Annotated in this window: 13 protein-coding genes and 1 pseudogene; 7 read left to right on the top strand and 7 right to left on the bottom strand. The window is 46.1% G+C overall.

The window, feature by feature from the left end:
- Nucleotides 1-23 precede the first annotated feature (23 nt).
- From N773_RS0114205 to N773_RS0114225, 5 genes are all read right to left on the bottom strand, one after another.
- Nucleotides 24-713 (bottom strand): JAB domain-containing protein, encoded by a 690-nt coding sequence (locus N773_RS0114205; protein WP_024858407.1) that lies wholly within the window; start codon nucleotides 711-713, stop codon nucleotides 24-26.
- A 32-nt stretch (nucleotides 714-745) separates the two neighbouring features.
- Nucleotides 746-1,273, bottom strand: a complete 528-nt coding sequence (locus N773_RS0114210) for a kinase (protein ID WP_024858408.1) — start codon at nucleotides 1,271-1,273, stop codon at nucleotides 746-748.
- Between the two features lie 72 nt (nucleotides 1,274-1,345).
- A complete protein-coding gene (locus N773_RS0114215) occupies nucleotides 1,346-2,545 on the bottom strand; it encodes a trans-sulfuration enzyme family protein (RefSeq protein ID WP_024858409.1) in 1,200 nt (399 codons plus the stop codon).
- Nucleotides 2,546-2,643: 98 nt separating this feature from the next.
- Nucleotides 2,644-3,588 carry a LysR family transcriptional regulator gene (locus tag N773_RS0114220; RefSeq protein WP_024858410.1) on the bottom strand — a complete coding sequence of 315 codons (945 nt, stop codon included), beginning with the start codon at nucleotides 3,586-3,588 and terminating at the stop codon, nucleotides 2,644-2,646.
- 18 nt (nucleotides 3,589-3,606) lie between these two features.
- On the bottom strand, nucleotides 3,607-6,264 hold the full coding sequence (locus N773_RS0114225; protein WP_024858411.1) for a YfhO family protein: 2,658 nt from the start codon (nucleotides 6,262-6,264) through the stop codon (nucleotides 3,607-3,609).
- Nucleotides 6,265-6,505: 241 nt separating this feature from the next.
- Here N773_RS0114225 and N773_RS20315 point away from each other — a divergent pair, with 241 nt between their 5' ends.
- From N773_RS20315 to N773_RS23420, 3 genes and pseudogenes are all read left to right on the top strand, one after another.
- A complete protein-coding gene (locus tag N773_RS20315; RefSeq protein WP_024858412.1) occupies nucleotides 6,506-7,231 on the top strand; it encodes a peptidylprolyl isomerase in 726 nt (241 codons plus the stop codon).
- Between the two features lie 358 nt (nucleotides 7,232-7,589).
- Nucleotides 7,590-8,018, top strand: a pseudogene (locus N773_RS23415) (peptidylprolyl isomerase); the annotation flags it as partial.
- Nucleotides 8,019-8,135: 117 nt separating this feature from the next.
- Nucleotides 8,136-8,636 carry a peptidylprolyl isomerase gene (locus N773_RS23420; protein WP_242840434.1) on the top strand — a complete coding sequence of 167 codons (501 nt, stop codon included), beginning with the start codon at nucleotides 8,136-8,138 and terminating at the stop codon, nucleotides 8,634-8,636.
- Between the two features lie 104 nt (nucleotides 8,637-8,740).
- Here the strand turns inward: N773_RS23420 and N773_RS0114240 are convergent, their stop codons facing one another.
- The gene (locus tag N773_RS0114240; protein ID WP_024858414.1) at nucleotides 8,741-10,693 is read right to left on the bottom strand and encodes a dockerin type I repeat-containing protein; all 1,953 of its coding nucleotides are present in this window, start codon (nucleotides 10,691-10,693) and stop codon (nucleotides 8,741-8,743) included.
- A 378-nt stretch (nucleotides 10,694-11,071) separates the two neighbouring features.
- Between N773_RS0114240 and typA the strand changes: the two genes are divergently transcribed.
- Nucleotides 11,072-12,886 (top strand): translational GTPase TypA, encoded by a 1,815-nt coding sequence (gene typA / locus N773_RS0114245; RefSeq protein ID WP_024858415.1) that lies wholly within the window; start codon nucleotides 11,072-11,074, stop codon nucleotides 12,884-12,886.
- Nucleotides 12,887-12,958: 72 nt separating this feature from the next.
- Here typA and N773_RS21365 read toward each other — a convergent pair whose 3' ends face one another.
- Nucleotides 12,959-13,546, bottom strand: a complete 588-nt coding sequence (locus tag N773_RS21365) for a hypothetical protein (RefSeq protein WP_024858416.1) — start codon at nucleotides 13,544-13,546, stop codon at nucleotides 12,959-12,961.
- Nucleotides 13,547-13,696: 150 nt separating this feature from the next.
- On the opposite strand from N773_RS21365, the gene N773_RS0114255 reads away from it, so the two are divergent.
- The 3 genes from N773_RS0114255 to N773_RS0114265 all read left to right on the top strand — a co-directional run bounded on the left by N773_RS0114255 (nucleotide 13,697) and on the right by N773_RS0114265 (nucleotide 18,047).
- Nucleotides 13,697-13,939: a helix-turn-helix domain-containing protein gene (locus N773_RS0114255; protein ID WP_024858417.1), complete on the top strand. Its 243-nt coding sequence runs from the start codon at nucleotides 13,697-13,699 to the stop codon at nucleotides 13,937-13,939.
- Between the two features lie 395 nt (nucleotides 13,940-14,334).
- Entirely contained in the window at nucleotides 14,335-15,759 is a 1,425-nt protein-coding gene (locus N773_RS22970; RefSeq protein WP_024858418.1) for a dockerin type I repeat-containing protein, read from the top strand.
- A 509-nt stretch (nucleotides 15,760-16,268) separates the two neighbouring features.
- Nucleotides 16,269-18,047 (top strand): InlB B-repeat-containing protein, encoded by a 1,779-nt coding sequence (locus N773_RS0114265; RefSeq protein WP_024858419.1) that lies wholly within the window; start codon nucleotides 16,269-16,271, stop codon nucleotides 18,045-18,047.
- Nucleotides 18,048-18,120 lie beyond the last annotated feature (73 nt).

Genomic DNA, 18,120 nt, shown 5'->3' on the forward strand with positions numbered 1-18,120 from the left:
GCATACGCTCGGATTTTTTTCTGTTATTCAAATGAACGGAAACAGCCTCGGGAACGCATGGAAACTGCGTTGTCTGTGCTTACTGCCACATGATCCAGGAGATATACTTCATCATCAAGCAGATTGCGTATCTTTCGGGTCAGAAGAATATCTTCTTCGGTGGGGTCGGCGGTGCCGTCGGTGCGGTTATGGGCGAGGAGGAGCATTTCTGCGTTGTTTTGTTTCAGGAATGTTTTCAGATCTTCGATATCAAAAGCGATACGGTCTGTTATACCGACGGAGAGGACGGTAGAGGCGGTCAATCTGCCCGATTTATTGATACTGAATGCGCATAGTCTTCCGATGGTGTCGCCTTTGAAGAAATTTATTAGGTATCGGCTGAGATCATCAAAATCGTCCGCCTGAACAGATATAAGGCTCTCTTTTTCGGCGCGGCGGAAAACCTGTCCGAGAAATACAATGTGTTCGGCACACTTTATGCCTACGCCCTTTACGCGGCAAAGGGAATCTATATCGGCGGAGAGCACTGTGTGCAGATTGCCGAAAGTGTTAAGGAGACTTTGTGCGGTCTCACGGGTATCGGCACGGGGAATGACGCTGAACAGCAGCATTTCGAGAACTTCAAGGTCAGTGAAAGTGCTGAGGTCGGTGTCATTCCTGAATTTCTGCCGCATACGTTCACGGTGGCCGTTATGCCCTGAGTTTTCAACCATAGTATCCATCCTTTGTTGATAATTTGGGGTCGTTACTGTGAGTTACTGTTATCTGTCAAAAGTTCGTCCCGACCGATATCGTGCAGTATCATATTAATGATATCATCAGCTGTCATATCCTCTGTTATTGCCTTTTCGGGAATATAGCGCAGATAGTCCTTATCGTTCCACCATTCGCGCATTTCTTTTTCCCCGAAGTCGCCGCACTTATCACGGGTGGCGTGGCGGCGGAGAGTTTCCTCAAAGGGGATATCGAAGTAGTAGGCGTACAGCTCGTTTGGGTAGAGTTCCTGCGCTTTTTGGAAGAGAGGTCTGTACCAGTCCGATTTTGTTATGCCCTCGATGATGGCGGTATCAAAATGTTCGCGGGCGTATTCCAGCAGGGATATCATCAGCGGCATGGCGGGAGTATCTTCGCCGTCGCGGGCATATAGCATTTCGCGGCGGACGAAGTCCTGAGGTATCAGCATGGTATTTCTGCCGATGATATGCTGAAGACGCGCCGCAACGGTTGATTTTCCGCTGGCTGAATTTCCTCGCAGGATAATAAGTTTGGGCATATTGGTTCTCCTAAAAATAACGGCATTTCTTTTTAAGGAAATGCCGCGAAGTTTATCATGTTGTTTTTTGTATCAGTCTACGGTTTCAAGACCCTCTGCCTTGAATGCCTGTCTGAGGTCGTTGATGAGGTCGTTCTTGTCCTCGATACCGATAGCCACACGGTAGAATCCGCCGTGGAATTCCTGTGGGTAGAGGTACATTCTCTCGTCGTCCTCACCGAGGAATACTATCAGGCTGCCTGTGTTGCCCAGTGATACAGCTGATGTGAATACATTCAGGTGAGTAACTACTCTGTTGTAGAGGTCGTGCTCGCCCTTGAGACCGAAGCTGAGTACGCCGCCGAAGCCGTGCTTCATCTGCTTTACTGCCAGCTCGTGACCCTTGAAGCTCTTCAGACCGGGGTATGCTACGAAGCTTACGCAGGGCTGTTTTTCAAGCCATTCAGCTACTGCCAGAGCGTTGTCGTTATGCACCTGCATACGCAGAGGGAATGTAGCAGCACCTCTCTGTATCAGCCATGCATTGAAGGGGCTGATGCAGCCGCCGATATTTACCTGTGCCTGATAGCGGATAGCTTCGCAGGTCTCGTGGTCGGTGATGATAGCGCCGCCCATGGAATCGCCGTGGCCGTTGATGTACTTTGTAAGGCTCTCAACAACGAAATCAACACCGTATTCCAGAGGTCTGGTATTGTAAGGCGAAGAGAATGTATTATCAACGGATACCTGTATATTGTTCTCGTGTGCCAGCTTTACGATAGCTTCGATATCGCAGATACAGCAGGTAGGATTGCCGGGAGTCTCGAAGTGGATAAGCTTGGTGTTGGGCTTGATTGCAGCCTTTATCTTTTCGATGTCAGTGCAGTCAACTATGCTTGTCTCGATGCCCCACTTTTCGCACCAGAGTTCGTTGAAGATACGGTAGGTAGCGATATATGTAACAGTGGAGAATATAACGTGGTCGCCATTTTTGAGCTTTGTGAAGAACAGAGCGGAAAGTGCTGCAACACCGCTTGCGAGAACTACGCAGTCCTCACCGCCGTGGAGATTAGCGACTTTCTTTTCCAGCATACCCTGATTGACGCCGCCGTTTCTGGTATATATATTAGCTTCTGATGCAGACCAGTTCATAGTAGAAGGGTCATAGGGCAGCAGGAAGCTGTTTGCCATATAGATAGAAGGCTCGATAGCACCGCTTGCGGGGTCTGGCTCAGCGCCGACGTGGATAGCGCGGGTGGTAAAACTCATTTCTTCAAGATTCTTGTCACTCATTATTTTACTTCCTTTCAGAATAATGCTTTATCGTAATAAAATACCAAAGCTTATTATATCATATCAGACGACGAAATTTGTAAATTTAATGTGAATTTTTACTGCGAAATATCAGAGCTTTCGTCGAGAAGGATGAAGCCATAGCTGTCGATGACCTTTTTCAGGGTATCCACATAGCGTTTTGCGGCGTTGGAAAGTCCTGTGCGGCTGTTCTCTATCCAGCCCAACAGCATATCTTCATCGGTGACGAGAGGAACGGCGGTTATGGTGCCGCTGTTGATATCACTGCCCAGCACGCCGCTGGATATGGTATAGCCGTTGAGTCCGCCTAAGAGATTGAACAGCGTTGCGCGGTCGCTTACGTGTATCTGCTTTTTGAATGTTCGGGTACTGCATATCTCTTCGGAGAAATAGAAGGAATTCAGCTGACCCTGCTCGAAGCATACAAAGGGGTAGTCTTCAAGCTGTTCATAGGTGACCTGCTTTTCCTTTGCGAGGGGGTGTTCCTTACTGATGAAAACGTGGGGGTCGGCGCGGAAAAGGGGGTGGAAGACCAGATTGTTCTCTTTCAGCAGTTTGAGTATCACCTTGCGGTTGAAGTCGTTGATGAACAGTATACCCACCTCGCTGTTGAGGTCTTTGACATCTTCGATTATCTCGCCTGTGCGGGTCTCGCGGAGGGTGTACTCATAGGATTCGTGGTCAAGCTCGGAGAGCATTATCACGAAAGCTTCAACTGCAAAGGCGTAATGCTGGGTGGATATGGAGCATATCCTTTTTATCTTTTTGTCGCCCGAGTAGTGGGCTTCAAGGAGTTCAGCCTGCTCGACTACCTGTCTTGCATAGCTGAGAAACTCGGTGCCCTCGGAAGACAGTGTCATACCTCTTGGGGTGCGGCGGAATATCTCGATGCCAAGCTCTTTTTCAAGCTCCTTTACGGCGTTTGAAAGGCTGGGCTGGGAGATATACAGCTGTTTTGCGGCTTCGCTGAGAGAGCCGCAGTTCACGATGGTTATTACATATTTAAGCTGCTGTAATGTCATTGAGTTTACGCCTCCTAATTATTCCTCGGCGGTGAGGTGAACTATCACGGGTACGATATATACTGCCGCAAACACTGCCGCGCATGCAGTCATGACAGCCCACATGAGGGCTTTTGAAGCCTTTTCGGGGACTTTCAGTTTTTTGCTGATAACGAAGTGCCAGAGTATGCAGAGGACAGTGCCTGCAAGGCTCATGAATAAGCCTGCGATGAATCCCTTGGGTATTGCGGTGACGGTGATATCGTTCTCGCCGTCGGTGAGTTCAACTGCGGTGAGGTCGCCGAGGACCCTTATGCAGGGGGCGGACTTTCCGTTGATGCGGACTTTCAGACCGTCGGTGTAGGGTACATTTATCAGGCAGTACTGTCCTGCGCTTGCGTTAATGGTGCCTGTGAGTTTTCCGCCTTTGCGGGTGAAGCCCACTGTCTGGGCGGCTTCGGCGGCAGCTCTGAGTTTATCGGTATCTATTGCAGTTACGCCGAGGGAACGCATATCGGCATCCTTTTTGACCTTGGCTGTTATTGTGACGGTTTCGTTCTCAAATTCGCCCAGTTTCTGCAAACCGTTGAATTCGCCGCTTGGGTAGTTTGTCTTTATCATACTGCCGTTGACTAAGATATCGAAACTGCCGTCGATATCACTGCCGAGGGATACCTGCGGACGGTCAAAAGCATCGAAGTAGAGAGACTGTCTGCCGCTTATATCGAGGGTGAGTTCAAGGGTATCGCCGTTTGTTACGGTATAGCCGCTTCCGTTCTCGGCACCCTCAAATGCATAGGCTTTTACTGCATCTTCGGTGAGAACGTTATCGCAGATGAACTGCTGTATCTCGCTTCTGGTCATATCGGGGAGCTCGCCTTCGATGGCTGAGATATCGCCGATGATAACGCCGGAGGGGAGATAAGCGCTGTTTTCTGTGATGGAGTAATCTCCGTTGGAGTATACCGCGTTTTCGGCATCGCCGCGTACTATCTGATACTTTATGCTCATTAGCATATCTGTGAGTTCGGTGCCGCCGTAGCTGCCTACGTCCATCCAGTTTGAGGACACGCCCATGCGTTTCATCATGAACATATAATCCTGACTGTTAAGAGAGGTATAATGGCTTATGGAGCCGTATCCGAGAGTGCCCACAAGGTTTACGTAAAACAGCTTGCCGTCGGTCTTTACACGGAACAGTTCTTCGTCCTCTATCCTGTCGGCGAGGTCATAGACTTTATTCTGGTCGGCTGCACGCTCGGGGTAGTTCACCACGGGGGTGGTCAGGTATATCCTGACGTTTGCAAAGGATTCGCAGAGGATAAGTGCGGTGCAGATAATGGAAAGTGTTCTTGTGCTGAGATACCCTTTGCGGTAAAGCAGGAGCATAACTGCGGACATTGCCGACATCAGCAGGAACATTGTAACGCATACCTGAAGCGAGTTTCTGTCACCCCAGAGTGAGCTTGTATATTTACTTGCGGTCTCGCGGTTTTTGCGGATAAATTCGGTGACCAGGTCAATGAAAAAGTATGTCAGCACCAGTGCGGGTATGAGCACCGCGGCATGGTCGGTGAGTTTGTTTTCACGGAAAAGTGTATCCCTGTCTTCGAGGTACATGGCGGTGCATACCACCAGCATGAATACGGTGATAAAGCCGAAACGCGAGGGGAATGACATATAGCTTCCCGTATGCCACATGAGGTTGATGGGCTCAACGATTATCGGGATAAGGGTGAGGAATGCCAGTACCAGATAATTGCTCAGTTTTCGGCTGCGGGGCTTGCCGTCGCATGAGAAGAAGAATACTGCCGTCAGCACGAATGCCGAACAGAGAACGGTGGGCAGTACGGTCTCGTATGCGGTGAGGAAGCCTTTGCTTTTTATGGAACTGAAAAATTCGTCCTTGACTCTGCCGCTTTGGGTATACTGCAAAAGGCTTGGCAGCCAGACAACGGCTGTCAGCAGGGCAGCCATGACCGAGCCTGCGGCAAATCTTACAGCGGTCTCTCCGCCCGAACTTTCGCGGCGGACGGCGCAGAGGGCAAGTCCGATAAATAGCATTATGAATATGACTGCCATATATCCGATATAGTAGTTTACCGCCATCATCGCGGCGAGCACGAGGGTATAGGGCAGGACACGCTTTTTCTCGCAGAGCATTTCAAGGGTCAGCAGCATCAGCGGGAAAAGGTACATCATATCCAGCCAGATAACGTTCTGATAGTAAAGAAGACCGTAGCCGCAAAGACCGTAAAGTGTGCCGAGGGCGGCTATCCATACGGGATAGAGCTTTTTGCGGGTCTTATAAAGGTACAGGGAGGCTGTACCGCCGCATACCATCAGTTTCAGCATTATGAGGATATTTGCAAAGTACAGCATATCCGTCTTTTTTATGAATACCACAAGGAATGAGAAAGGGCTTGCAAGGAAGAAGAATATCACCGCCCACATATTCATGCCTGCGGCGTTGTTGAAATTCAGGAATACTCCGTCCTTGCCTGCCAGCATATCTTTGAAATCTATCAGCAGAGGGACTACCTGCTGTATCATATCTCCCCATGCTGCGGTGCCTTTGCCGAAAGGAAATGCACCGTCAAGTTTATAGGCGTACAATATCACTGCCATGATAAGCAGCGGTGCCGAAAATACCGTCAGCAGCGCCGCGGGAAGTTTTTGCTTTTTTGTTTTTTCCATAGTGACCTCACATTATCTGTTTATCGCTTATGCGTACTGACGTTTTAAAGCACTGCACGCATACTATATAATTATAATGCCGAAGCAGTAAAAAGTCAACCGAGGCGGATAAGAATGATGAAATTTCGGTGAAATATACAGCTTTTGGTTGTTTATTGGGGAGATAGGTGCTATAATTTAAAATGGTAATAATACACGGACTGTTCTTTGGGGCGGTCTGAAATGAAAGGGAATGAAAAGTATGAAAAGAAACAGGTTAACAAAGGCGCTGAAAGTTATGGCACTGACGGCGGTTCTGACACTGACCTGCGGGGTGTTTGCTTCGTGCGGGAACACACATGAAAACGAGGGTAGTCCGAAGGCTTCCGATGACAGGAGTACTGCGGTGCAGAAAAGCGAGGATATTATCACCTCTGCCGATGAGGATATAACAGTTGGCAGCTTTGTGATCACACTACGTGAGGACAAGGCGCCTATTACCTGTCAGAACTTTAAAAAGCTGGTGAACAGTGGTTTCTATGACGGACTGACATTCCACCGTGTAATGGACGGTTTCATGGCACAGGGCGGAGATCCCGAGGGTACAGGTGTCGGCGGTTCGGGGGAGCATATCAAGGGCGAATTCAGCAATAACGGCGTTGAGAATGACCTTAAACACGTAAGAGGTACGGTATCAATGGCAAGGTCACAGGAAATGGACAGTGCTTCAAGCCAGTTCTTTATCTGCTACAAAGACTGTAATGATCTTGACGGAAATTATGCGGCTTTCGGCGAGGTATCTGAGGGCATGGAAGTTGTTGACAGATTCCTCAACTGCGAAAGGACACTGAACGAAATAAACGAGCTTGCTTCTCCCGTATACCCCATAACCATCACACAGGCTGAGATGATATCTGCTGATGCTGAGGGGCATGAAAGAGCGATGTTTACTGTTGAATTTAAAGAGGTCGAGAATAATAAAGCGTAGCTTGGCAGCGGTCTCCGAAAAGTCAGCCGCAGTAAGGTGGAATGATGAAATTTCGGTGAAATATACAGCTTTTGGTTGATTTTTCAGAAGATAGGTGCTATAATTGAAAAGCGACAATAATATAGTGACCGCTTTAATCAGCGGTAATTAATGAAAGGAATTGAAAAAGGTGAAAAGAAACAGGATAACCAAGGCGCTGAAAGTTATGGCGCTGACAGTGGCTATGACACTGACTTGCGGTGCTTTCGCTTCATGCGGTAACACTGACAAAAAGGACAGTTCAAAGGCTTCTGATGACAAGGGTGCTGCGGCACAGACCAACAACGGCGGAGATGACGTTACCAGCGGTGACGAGGATATCTCGGAGAACAGCTTCGTTATCACACTGCGCGAGGACAAGGCTCCCCTGACCTGCGAGAATTTTGAAAAGCTGGTAGACAGCGGATTCTACGATGGAGTAACATTCCACAGAGTAGTGGCAAACTTCATGGCACAGGGCGGCGACCCTGAGGGCACAGGCGCAGGCGGCTCGGGCGAGAACATCAAGGGCGAGTTCAGCAATAACGGTGTCGAGAATGACCTCAAGCACGTAAGAGGTACAGTATCCATGGCGAGATCACAGGATAACGACAGTGCTTCAAGCCAGTTCTTCATCTGTTACAGAGACTGCGATTTCCTTGACGGCAACTATGCGGCATTCGGTGAGGTATCACAGGGCATGGAAGTTGTTGAAAGATTCCTCAACTGCGACAGAACGCTGAATCAGAACAATGAGCTTGCTTCTCCCGTAAAGCCTATAACCATCACATCGGCTAAGATGATCTCTGCTGATGCTGACGGTCACGACAGAGCGCTGTTCACTGTTGATTTCACAGAGAGAGAGTTCAAGGAAGGCACATTCACAATGACCCTCCACGCTGACAAGGCACCTATCACCTGTGAGAACTTCAAAAATCTGGTAAGCGAGGGCTTCTATGACGGTCTGACATTCCACCGCGTTGTTGACGACTTTATGGCACAGGGCGGCGACCCTGAGGGAACAGGCATGGGCGGTTCCGATAAGACCATCAAGGGTGAGTTCAGCGATAACGGCGTTGATAACGATCTGAAGCACGTTCGCGGCACTGTTTCGATGGCGAGATCAAGTGATCCTGACAGCGCTTCCAGCCAGTTCTTCATCTGCTATACCGATTGCGACTACCTTGACGGTCAATATGCAGCATTCGGTGAAGTTACCGAGGGTATGGACGTTGTAGACGGCTTCACAACAGTATCCCGCGGCTACACAGACGGCCAGTACGCAGAGCTTTCTGTTCCCGGCACACCTATCACCATCATCAAGGCTGAGATGGTAGACCCCGATGAGAACGGCAATGACAGAGTTAAGTTCACTGTAAAGTACTGATACACAAAAACACAAAGGCACTTCCGATATTACGGGAGTGCCTTATATTACAGCGAAAACCGGCAGACTGTTCGTCCGCCGGTTTTTGTGTTATGATATCATGATCACTGTGCGATCAGCTTTTTGCCCTTTACGTGAGCTGCTATTTTGGTTATATCGGTGACAGATATCTTGCCGTCGCGGTTAATGTCTGCGCGTGCAAACTGTTCGGAATTAAGGAGCTTTTTGCCTTTGACATGAGCCGCTGTCAGTGTGATGTCGGTAATGTTTATGCTGCCGCTGCCGTTTACATCACCTAGAATATCATCGGGTTCGGAGACCTTTTTCAGATACTTGAGGGTGACATCGCCTGCAGGCATAACGAAGCTTGTTTCTCTGTCAGATTCGTTGCCGAATGTAACGCCCGATAGCATACCGTCCCATCTGTCGAAAGTATAGGCTTCGCCCAGATAGCATACATATATCTCATCGCCTTCCACAGCACTGAGTGAGAGTGAATTTACTGTCATATTATAGAGGTATATGTTTTCGTCTATGTAGATATTGTAGATGGTCTTGTCTGTGGGCTGAACGTTGAAACTCTGACTGAATATAAATGAGTCTTCTTCATCAAGATAATAAGCCTGGATATAATAGTCTGATGCTTCTGTGCCATCAAGCTGTATCGATCTGGCATTGCTATCCAGAGTTTTGTAGTAAGCACCGTCTTCCCAGAGTTCAAGCTTTGCGGGCTTGAAGTTGGTGTCCCATTCCAGGTTCATCGTTTCGCCTGTGTGGATATATCCGCCTATGGGTTCAACGGTGAACTCGGGTGCTACGGAGTGGAAAACTGCGCTGTCAACATAATCTTCTGCGCCTGCACCGTAGTATGCCCTTATGCGGTAATCGGCTGTTGAACAGTTGCCGAACCATTCAGCGGCGCTGACAAAATTCGTTCTGGGGTCATCAGTGGAGAAGTAGCAGTTGTTGTCCCAGATGAACTCGGTCTCAAGAGGAACGAAATTGGTCGCCCATGAAAGTTCGGTGATATTGTCCGAGGTTATATCCATATCATTGGGCTGTTTTGTGAAGCGGCGCGATGGGTTTGCCTTTACAATATGGAATATCTCGGAATCGATGCTTTCGGCAGGTGCAGAATCATTGCTTTCGTAATAAGCCCTTATGAAGAGGTCAGTGCCTGTGTATGATTCGGAAATGGGTGCTGTGGCTTTATAATCGGGGTTGTAATTTGCGGGACTGGTATATATTTTTTTGCCGTTGCTGTATACCTCGAACTTTTTGCATGGGAAGTTAAGGGCTGCGCACACAACGGTCTCTTTTTCGCCTTCGGGAATGACGGTGTTCTGTACATATCCGTCAAAAAGGGGTATAAACGGCATTTCAACAAAGGTAGATGCTTCAACATATTCATCGGAATTGATGCCATAGTAGAAACGGACTTTGTAAGTTTTCCAGGCATCTTCCATATCAAGATGTAATTTAAATTTGGTCCCGCTGATCTGTGCATCATAGCTGAATTCTGTGCCTGAATATACTTTTACCTGAATGGGATGGAAGTTTGCTTCAAATACTGCGTCGGCTGTGTTGGTATCTCTTGAAAGGACAGTAACTTCGGATGACACGGTGACTTCGTAGGTGATAACAGTGAATATTTCGGTGTCGATAAATTCAGTATCGGAGTAGTATACCCTGAATTTAAGCTCTTTACCTCCCATGCTGCGGGTGATCTCCGCATTTACTATCTGCGGGTCTTCGGGGTTTGCGGCTATCTCGGTGAGAACTTCGCCGTCGCTTTCGATAAGCTGGGCTTTTTTGTACGCAAAGGATACTGCTGCGGTGGCAAGACCCGTTTCCAGATTGCCGAGGACTATATCGCTTGGCTGGTAGAAGAAATAATAGGGCTCGATCCCCGTAATCTCATAACCGAGGGGATCGCTGCCGACATTGTTATCTGCGCTTGTTGTCAGAACTGTTGATGGCAGCAGTGTCAGTGCCATGGCAGCCGACATTACAGTGCTCAGGATACGTTTTTTGGTGTTTTTGTGTGTGGTTTGCATATTGATTTCTCCTCCTTTGGATATATATGATTTATATTACGTACATACGGACAGCAGACCGATCATGCTCTTTTATGGATCAGTTATGCAGTTGCTGTAACTTGAATTAATTATATCACACATTGTTCAAAGAGTCAACAAAAAATAATAATCCAACAATGCTTGACAAACTGATAATGATGTGCTATAATATATTGTCTGAAAGTGACCTTGCGCTGAGCGCAGGGTTATTTTGCTGTTTGGGGCATTTCGTTAAATTGCACGTTACAGTGCCCTCAGAAGAGTCTTAAATTATTGAAGATTAGACTCAATTAAAAAAATGGGAATAAATAGGTAATAGGTAGGAAAAAACTTCTGCAAAAAATGGGAGGAAGAAAAATGGTAAGAGAAGATCTGCGTAATGTGGCTATAATCGCCCACGTTGACCACGGCAAGACCACGCTGGTAGACCAGATGCTCAAGCAGAGCGGTACTTTCAGAGAGAATCAGGCTGTTGAAGAGAGAGTCATGGACTCCAACGATATCGAGCGAGAGAGAGGTATCACTATACTGGCGAAGAATACCTCTATAAAGTACAAGGACGTTAAGATAAACGTTATCGATACTCCCGGCCACGCTGACTTCGGCGGCGAGGTAGAGCGTGTACTGAAAATGGTAAACGGCGTTCTGCTGCTGGTAGATGCTGCTGAAGGTCCTATGCCTCAGACCCGTTTCGTTTTGCAGAAGGCTCTGGAGCTGGGTCACAAGATAATAATAGTTGTTAACAAGATTGACCGTCCCGATGCGCGTCTTAAAGAGGTAGTTGAGGAGGTTCTCGAACTTCTGCTCGACCTTGATGCTACCGATGAGCAGCTGGACAGCCCTGTACTGTTCTGCTCGGGCAGAGACGGCACTGCTTCACTGACCATGGACGGCGGTACAGATATGATACCTCTGTTTGACATGATACTGAACTATGTACCTGCTCCCGAGGTTGAAGAAGACGGCGGTATGCAGTATCTGGTATCCGCTATCGACTACAACGAGTACGTCGGACGTATCGCTATCGGTCGTATCGAGCGCGGTGTTATGAAGGTAAATCAGGACGTAAGCATCGGTGATTTCCACAACACCAAGCAGGAATACCGCGGCAAGATAGTTACCATGTATCAGATAGAGGGTCTGAACAGAGTTCCCTGCAACGAGGCTAAGGCAGGCGATATCGTATGTATAAGCGGTATCGAGAACATCACTATCGGTGATACAATATGCGAATTCGGCAAGTTCGAGCCCCTGCCTTTCGTAAAGATAAGCGAGCCTACCGTCGAGATGACATTCTCGGTAAATAACTCGCCTTTTGCAGGTAAAGAGGGCAAGTTCGTTACTACCCGTCACATCAGGGACAGACTGTTCAAGGAACTGCTGAAGGACGTATCCCTGAGAGTATCCGAGACTGACAATGCTGATACCTACCGTGTTGCGGGAAGAGGTGAGATGCATCTTTCCATACTCATCGAGAATATGAGAAGAGAGGGCTACGAGCTGGGCGTATCCACTCCCCGTGTGCTGTACCGTGAGATAGACGGCAAGCTGAACGAACCTATCGAGAGAGTAGTAATTGACGTTCCCGAGGATTGTGTAGGTTCTGTAATGGAGAAGCTGGGCAGCCGCAAGGGCGAGCTTCAGGCTATGAATCCTATCGGAAGCAGAATGAGACTTGAATTCCTTATCCCCGCAAGAGGACTTTTCGGCTACAAGAGTGAGTTCCTGACCGATACAAAGGGCGAGGGCATTATGAGCTCGGTATTTGAGGGTTACGAGCCTTACAAGGGCGATATCCCCAAGAGAGCACAGGGCTCTCTGGTTGCATTTGAGACAGGCGAGGCTGTTACCTACGGTCTGTACAATGCACAGGAGAGAGGCGAACTGTTCATATCTGCCGGTACTCAGGTATACGAGGGCATGGTAGTCGGCGCATCACCCAAGTCTGATGACCTGGTAGTAAATGTCTGCAAGAGAAAGCATCTGACCAACACCCGTGCAAGCGGTTCGGACGATGCTCTGCGTCTTATCCCGCCCAGAAATATGTCGCTGGAGGACGCACTGGAATTCCTGGCTGATGACGAGCTGCTGGAAGTTACTCCCAAGAGCATACGTATCAGAAAGAGAACACTGAGCAATCAGCAGAGAGCTAAGGACAGAGCTAAGTTGTAATTCAATTCATAATTAAGAATTCATAATTCATAATTATTTGCGCCACTCGCTGGTTTGCGGGTGGCGCACTATTTATTCTGTAAGAGAAGGTAAAATCCATAGATCCGATACATATTTTCCCATTTGATTGGCTGGAAACTTGCCTGATGCTACTTTATCGATCAATGGCTTATCAACAGTAAAAGAAATAACCTTTGACTCTGATCCATCTGTCATATCTGCAACAGCCCAGTATACGATAGTGTCATACTTATTGAAGTTATGGTTTTTTATTAAGTATTCTATATTAAAATAATTTTGATCAATAGTCATATTGTTTGTTAAACTACCTGTGATCTTTGCTTTTATAACAATTATTTTTTCTCCATCTTCGGTGTATTCATTTGTTTCTAAAAGAGTGCCAAACTGTAAAAGACTATCATTTTTTTTTCTGCTAGAAGTATCATTGGAATGATTATTATGGCTACCTATAAGTAAACAAAATATGGGAACGAAAACTAACAAGCATATTATAATCATTGTAGCTAAATTATTAGAATTATTGTTTTGGGTAGCTTTGTTTACTGTGATTGTGTTATTAGTTGTATTTAGTTTTTCGAGACAATCAGGGCAGATAAATAAGGTGTTTTCAATAGGCTTTCCGCATTTCTTACAATTCATAATATCAGTCCTTTCGTTTAGTCTTAAAACGTTATATCGTTAATAATATTTTAACATACGAGCGTCCATAAGTCAACGGTAAACCGTTAATAATACTTCACAAAAAATGGTATCATATTTATGTCATCTTAACGAAAGGACTGCATAAATATGAGTATTTCCGATGCTGTTGCTGAGCGATTTGTCGGGCTTTGTATTGAGCGTGGCATAACTGTAAATAAACTCGCAACATTATCGGGTGTTACGCAATCTACTGTAAATGATATAGTTAACCGCAAAGCAAAAAATATTGGCATAGTAACGATAAAAAAGCTTTGTGATGGACTTGATATAAGTATAACTGATTTTTTTGATACTGATACGTTTCGGTCGCTTGAACAAGAACTGTACTAGCCGTTCTCATCTGGGAACGGCTTTTTTTATTATGCTCCTGAATGGGAATTATATCAAGTTTGTGCGAATAGATATTTTTTAAAATCATTTAATTTATATGTAATATTCGCTATATAATTCTGGAATAATTTGTGGTTATACTACAAAACCGAAATAAAACAATCGGATGATATTGACAATTGCGTGTATTTATGATATAGTCGTGAATATACAAAACGTGAATTCGTTTTGTGAAGAATATTCATTAAAAAGGAACTGTCAAAGCTATGCTGTTCGTTTTTGATATTACGGACAGCAGGCTTGCTTTTGCCTTTTTACAATTTAACATATGTTGATAATATGCCATGCGGGGTAATAAAACCTACTGGCAGTTTTAGTATCAGGAGGGATCAGTCATGAAAAAAATAAGAAGATCAAGAAGAGTACTGGCAGGTATGCTGGCGGTAATGATGGTAGCGGGTGCAGCACCTATAAATCTCGGCAGCGTTGGGCTGTTTAACACAACTATCTCCGCTAGTGCAGGCGACTATGCTCACTTCAGACCCGAGGTTGGAAATGTAACACTGCATGATGATAACAGTGTACAGTCGATAACCGTTAAATGGCAGTGGCCTTACGGTACAGGCTGTAACGGTGTTGTAATGACTTCAAAGCCTATTTACCGCACAGGTGAATATGTAAGCTATTACGGCGGCAAAAGTACGTCTTTAGAAGATAGTGAAAAGAATATAGATTGGGAAACTGCAGGCAATAAGGACGAAACAAGAAGCAATATCCTAAAGGATATGGAACTTATTGATGTTTACGGCAGTGGCTCCGAACCTTACATGGGCTCGCAGACATTCGAGTTTGAAAAGGGTGAGGTGCCGATAGATAAGAATGACAGACTGTATTTTTATCTCTGGACATATTCAAGTGGAAGTTACTATCCTGATTTCCAGCTTGCTATGCTCGATATCAATGAAATGAAAGTCTACTACGGACAGGAGGAAACTCTTGACGAAAACGGCAATGTTATATGGACACAGGTGAAATTCAGCTCTGCTTTCAAGGCATCTGAAGGTCTTACGTATAATGGCGATGCTCAGGCTCTTGTAAACATATCACCTTCTAGTGCCGAAGGCGTAACTCCAAAGTATGCGATAACTGATTCAGACGTTTCTGAAGCTCCCGCTGAAGACAGTGAGCTCTGGCAGGACTCTTGCACCGCTACAGATGCAGGTACATACAGAGTATGGTATAAAACATCTGTAACTGAAGAATCTGACTACAAATCTTATGAACCTGCTTACTCTGATGTTACTATCGAAAAGGCTGATCCTGTTTTCACTGCACCGACAGCAAATGAGCTGACCGAAGACGGAACAGTTCAGGAGCTTATCACCACAAGCGACTGCGACGGCGGAGATATGCTCTTTGCAATGACCACAGATGCTGAGACAACACCTGATGAAGACGCATTCGGCGATGAGATACCTACAGCTGATGAATCGGGTACATACTATGTATGGTACAAGGTAAAGGGCGATAAGAACCATAATGACAGTGACCCCGCCTGCATACCTGTTACAGTGGCAGAAGGAAACTGGCTGATAGGCGATGTTAACAACGACGGCAAGATCAATGTTACCGATATCGCAATGGCAGCTGCTCATGTAAAGGGCAAGAGAATGCTCGTTAAGGATAAATTCAAGAGAGCTGACGTTAATTTTGACGGCGTTCTTGATGTTTCCGATATTACACTGATCGCTGCTCATGTAAAGGGCAAAAAGATGCTTCTCCAGAAAAACGAGATACCTCAGACTGAAGAGGAAGTATAAAACGTTACTTCCGATAATTCGGGAAAATACAATTGAGACAGGCGATCAGCAGAGAGCCAAGATGTGAACTGTATCTTAGCAGAGATACAAAAATGATATACCAAAGCACCATTATGCTGTTAAGGCATTATGGTGCTTTTTAGTTATTTCTGCACAGGAAAATATGGCAAATTCGCACGGGTGAATATGAGTTTTTAAAATCATTTAATTTATATGTAATAGTTACTATACAAACTTGGCATAATTTGTGGTGTTATTACAAAATCTGGATAAATTAACCAGACTGTATTGACAAAGGCGTAAATTTGTGATATAGTTGTGAATATACAAAACTATACTGTGCTTTGTAAAAAATATTCATCAAAAGGAGATGTTAAAGCTATGCTGTTGATATATGATCTGACAGACAGCAGGCTTGCTTCGACCTTTTTCATTGACCATACGTCGATAATATGCCGGACGGGATGACTAAGCCCGTGGGGCAATTATGATAACAGGAGGGATCAAGCATGAAAGAAATAAGAAGATCAAGAAGAGTATTAGCAGGTATGCTGGCAGTAATGATGGTAGCGGGTGCAGCACCCGCAAGTCTTTATGAAGGTGGTTTCCTGGCGGGAACTGCTATTACAGCAAGTGCGGATGAAACTGAGGTGCCACAGTCCGAAGAGAACGAATATGTTGCTTATTCAGTTGCAGGTAGAGGATTCAATGTGAGGGGCAAGGACGGAGATAACTATATCCTAACTACATTTGGTGATGGCGGTTACTTGACAGTGATGCAGGTCGGAGAAAATGCCGCGATAAAATTTGAAGGATTTGCTTATGGAAAGCAATATGTATCTGATGGTGTAACAGCAGATGTAAAGGCGCAGCTGAGTGGAAAAGTAGTTAATATAAACTATACCCTGACCAACACCACCAATGAAACCAAGACAGTGAAAATAGGCTCATGGGGTGATGTTAGTATAGGCGGTGATGATAATGCACCTTGTTCATTCTCAGCAAACGGTATAAAAATGGTCAAACAGGATAACACGATACAGTTTATGCTGATACCCGGCGGTGGAAATTTCACGACCATGTGGTATGGTGGTTACCGTGATATTGTTGATAATCAAACAGTCAAAGTATTCGAAAACAGAGAAGATGCATCGACGTTTACCGGTGACAGCGCTGTTGCATGGTCGTGGACGATCGAGATACCTGCAGGAGAAACAGTAACTAAGAAAGCTAAGCTGTTTGCAGGAGATGCAAGTTTTGCACAGGTCTCCTATGATGCCAATGGCGGAACCGGTGATATGGAAGCCATGCTGGAGACGCCAGAAAGCCTGGTAAAACTGAACACAAATAATTTCGTAAGAGACGGCTACCTGTTCAAGGGCTGGGATACCGACAGCGCAGGTGAGACTGTTGTTTACGCTGACGGAGCTGATTTTACGATACCGGAAACTGATACCGTACTGTATGCGGTATGGGAGAAGATTATCACTAAGGAGCCGGAGGCTATAAGTCCCCTGGTATACAACGGCGGCGGACAGGATCTTATTACCGCAGGTGAGGTAAAGGAAGGAAAACTCGTTTATGCTATGGGCGACGATGAGGAGACTGCACCCGAAGCTGATGCATATTCCGAGAATATCCCCGGCGCTGTGGACGCAGGTAATTACTATGTATGGTACGAGGTGGTAAATGACGATAATCTGGTGATCGCTAAGCCTGCCTGCATCGAGACTGTTATCGAAAAGGCTGATCCTGTTTTCACTGCACCGACAGCAAATGAGCTGACCGAAGACGGAACAGTTCAGGAGCTTATCACCACAAGCGACTGCGACGGCGGAGATATGCTCTTTGCAATGACCACAGATGCTGAGACAACACCTGATGAAGACGCATTCGGCGATGAGATACCTACAGCTGATGAATCGGGTACATACTATGTATGGTATAAGGTAAAGGGCGATAAGAACCATAATGACAGTGAACCCGCCTGCGTAACTGTTACAGTGGCAGAAGGAAACTGGCTGATAGGCGATGTTAACAACGACGGCAAGATCAATGTTACCGATATCGCAATGGCAGCTGCTCATGTAAAGGGCAAGAGAATGCTCGTTAAGGATAAATTCAAGAGAGCTGACGTTAATTTTGACGGCGTTCTTGATGTTTCCGATATTACACTGATCGCTGCTCATGTAAAGGGCAAAAAGATGCTTCTCCAGAAAAACGAGATACCTCAGACTGAAGAGACCCCTCAGACTGAAGAAGTTTCTCAAACCGAAGAGGAAGCATAATGCCTTAAATAAAGTTTAAGACATGATCATTCATCTTAATTTTTTCCACAGAGAGGGACTGCTGCATTATGCG

The organism is Ruminococcus albus AD2013 (genome assembly GCF_000526775.1).
Taxonomy (GTDB): domain Bacteria; phylum Bacillota; class Clostridia; order Oscillospirales; family Ruminococcaceae; genus Hominimerdicola; species Hominimerdicola alba_A.